2 protein-coding genes are annotated in these 2,620 nt (G+C 75.0%); both read right to left on the bottom strand.

Features of this window, described 5'->3' with window-relative positions; translation table 11 throughout:
• Positions 1–204 precede the first annotated feature (204 nt).
• Positions 205–1,215 (bottom strand): zinc-binding dehydrogenase, encoded by a 1,011-nt coding sequence (locus tag LJ221_RS22235; RefSeq protein ID WP_241718497.1) that lies wholly within the window; start codon positions 1,213–1,215, stop codon positions 205–207.
• Between the two features lie 89 nt (positions 1,216–1,304).
• Complete coding sequence (locus tag LJ221_RS22240) at positions 1,305–2,336, bottom strand: glutathione S-transferase family protein (RefSeq protein ID WP_241718498.1); 1,032 nt, start codon at positions 2,334–2,336, stop codon at positions 1,305–1,307.
• Positions 2,337–2,620 lie beyond the last annotated feature (284 nt).

Here is a 2,620-nt window from a genome sequence, read left to right on the forward strand (position 1 = left end):
CCCCCCCCCCCCCCCCCCCCCCGCCGATCGGCGCGGCCGTCCGCCGGCCCGGCGTTTTCCTCCCCCCACGGACGCCGGTCCGGCGGCCTCACCCCGGCGCCGGGCAGGAGAGACGAGACCCTGCCCGGCGCCGGTGCCCACGGTTCGCACGGTCCGTTTCACGCGGCCCTTACCGCCCGTACAGCCCGCCGTACCGGCGCCGCCTCACGGGCGCAGGATCAGCCGGACCGGACTGCCCTCCTTGCGCAGCAGCCGGCCCACCGCCTCTCCCGCCTCCGCCAGCGGCAGCACCCCGCTGACCGACCGCGAGAAGTCCAGCCGGTGCCGCCGCACCAGCTCGACGAGCTGCGTCACGTGCTCGTCGGAGGAGCCGTAGTGCCCCAGCACCTGCTGCTGGAAGTAACTGAAGGCGGTGCCGTCGCTGATGGTCAGCGGCCGGTCGGTGAGCCCGACCAGCACCAGCCTGCCGCCCGGGCCCAGGCAGCGCGCCGCCTGCTCCCGCACCGCCGGCACTCCGGCGAAGTCGAAGGCGAAGGCCAGCCCGTCCCCGCCGGTCTCCCCCCGCACCCGGGCGGGCAGCTCCGGATCGTCCGAGGAGAGGGCCAGGTCGGCGCCGAAGGCCAGGGCCCGCTCGCGCGCCTCGGCCAGGGGATCGACCACGATGATCGGCGCGGCGCCGACCAGGCGCAGCAGTTGCACGCCGTGCACGCCCAGGCCGCCCGCACCCCAGACGCCGGCCGGGCGCGCGGGCTCGGTGCGGGCGGTGGCGGTGATGGCGGCCCACGGGGTGGACACCGCGTCCGGAATGATCGCGGCCTGTTCGAAGGGCAACTCGTCGGGGATCTCCACCAGCGTCGGTCCGGCCGCCACCGCGTACTCGGCCCAGCCGCCGTCGTAGTCCACCCCGCGGGTCCACACCACCCCGTCCCGCTCCTCACCGGCCTGGAGCAGGACACGCTGGCCCGGCCGCCACCGGGTCACACCCGCGCCCGGCTCGGCGACCACGCCCGCGACCTCGTGGCCCAGGGTGACGGTGTCCCCCTGCGGGTACAGCGGGGTGAGCGTGCCGTCGATCAGGTGCACGTCCGACAGGCAGACGCCCGCGGCCTCCACTTTGACCAGCACCTCCCCCGGCCCGGGCCGGGGGGTGGGCACCTCCTCCACCGAGAATGCGCGCGTCCTCGCGTCCAGCCGTCCGGCGAGCACGGTGACCACCCGTTTCCCACATCGGTGCCTGCGATCGCCCTGCGTCCCCGCCGCAGTACCCGCGCAGGGGCCGGGGAACCCGGCCCCTGCGCCCGGTTTCACGCTCCGGAGGCGCCGGCCCGGCCCCGGTCGGGGATCTCCTCCGCCTCGGGCGGCGGGCCGGGCGGGGTCCCGTCACCGAAGGGCCGGCCGCCCAGTTCCTCGCGGTGGTGCGGGGTCAGCCACCCGGACAGGTCCGGGCCCAGCGGCACGATCTGGGTGGGGTTGATGTCGGTGTGCACCTGGTAGTAGTGGCGCTTGACGTGGTCGAAGTCGACCGTGTCGCCGAAGCCGGGGGTCTGGAAGAGATCGCGGGCGTAGGCCCACAGCACCGGGTCCTCGGTCAGCTTGTTGCGGTTGCACTTGAAGTGGCTGTGGTAGACCGCGTCGAAGCGCACCAGAGTGGTGAACAGCCGCACATCGGCCTCGGTGATGGTGTCCCCCACCAGGTAGCGGCGGCCGGCCAGACGCTCGGAGAGCCGGTCCCAGCAGGCGAAGAGGTTTCGGTAGGCGCGTTCGTAGGCCCGCTCGCTCTTGGCGAAACCGGCCAGGTACACACCGTTGTTCAGGTTGCGGTAGACGTCCTCCATCACCTCGTCGATCTCGTCGCGCAGCGGCTCGGGGTACAGGTCGGGCGCGCCGTCGCGGTGCAGCGCGGTCCACTCGGTGGCCAGGTCGAGCGTGATGCGCGGGTAGTCGTTGGTGACGAGCACGCCGCTGGGGATGTCCACGACGGCTGGGACGCTGACACCCCCGTCGTAGCCGGGCTCGCGGGCGGTGTACGCCTCGCCGAGGAAGGCGATGTCCAGCACCGGGTCCCGGCCGTCCGGGTCCAGGGTGAAGCGCCAGCTCCGCTCGTCCTGCAGGGGGTCGGTGACCGCCAGGGAGATCGCGCCCTCCAGGCCGAGCAGCCGCCGCACCACCAGGGCACGGCTCGCCCAGGGACAGGCCCGGCTGACCACCAACCGGTACCGTCCGGCCTCGACCGGCCAGCCGTCGGCGCCGTCGGCCGTGATGCGGTCGGTGAAGTGGCTCGGGGACCTCTTGTACTCGGCTGTCGTGCTGCCGGGGTTGCCGACGCTGGTCGTCATGGGCGCTGCCTTCCTCTCGGACTCGGGGCTCCCGGGCGACGGGGCGCGGGGTCCGGACGCCTACCCGCTTCCGCGCCCCGGCACCCGTGCGCCCGGCGGCCGCGCCCGCTCCCGGGTCCCTCAGCGCCGGGCGGCGGGGAGCGGCGGGCGGGCGCGGATCAGTACAGGCCGAGTACGGCCGGGTGCCGGGCGAAGGGGACGACGGTCTCCGCCTCCCCTGCTTCGTCGGCCGTGCCGGTCGTCCCGTTCGCCTCGACCGTCCCGGCGGGCCGCGGGCGGCCGGG

Origin of the sequence: Streptomyces sp. CNQ085, assembly GCF_022614595.1 — a bacterium.
In the GTDB taxonomy this organism is placed as follows: domain Bacteria; phylum Actinomycetota; class Actinomycetes; order Streptomycetales; family Streptomycetaceae; genus Streptomyces.